Genomic DNA, 463 nt, shown 5'->3' with positions numbered 1-463 from the left:
CCCTACACATACCGAAAATCTAGACGAAGCCCCAGCGCAAGAAGAGAACAAAGACACTGGAACCAAAGAACAAGGCGCAACGCAAGGACCCCAGCCACAAACCAAGTTCCCGGAAGAAATGGTCAAGATCAAACGCACGTACAAATTTGCAGGAGATATGATCACAGAGGAGAAACTCGTCCCCAAAGACTCCGCCGAGGCGAAGATATTCCTCGCCAGTGGCAAGGATGTGGATACTGTGATCGCGGCCGATATGGACGCTGCCGCGAACGCCAAAGCCGCTCTCAAACTCCGCCGACCTCTTCGCAGAGTATCGCGATTCGATCCCAACCCAACCGGCTCCATCAAGAGAAACTGGGAGAAACAACCGGCTACGGAAGCAGCACGCGAGGGGGAGCAGGCCCGGGGTCCGAAAATCAACACGGTCGAGAAGTCGCGGCTGGATTGGGCTGCATATGTGGAC

Annotated in this window: 1 protein-coding gene; it reads left to right on the top strand. The window is 55.5% G+C overall.

Translation table 11 applies throughout. The annotated features are described in order from the left end of the window. On the top strand, positions 1 to 463 hold a 463-nt coding region (locus JS756_RS39065; protein WP_205387478.1), incomplete at both ends, for a BCNT domain-containing protein.

Source organism: Streptomyces actuosus, from assembly GCF_016921115.1.
GTDB lineage: Bacteria > Actinomycetota > Actinomycetes > Streptomycetales > Streptomycetaceae > Streptomyces > Streptomyces actuosus_A.
Note: the sequence above shows the minus strand (reverse complement) of the source record. Positions and strands in the feature narration are given on the sequence as shown.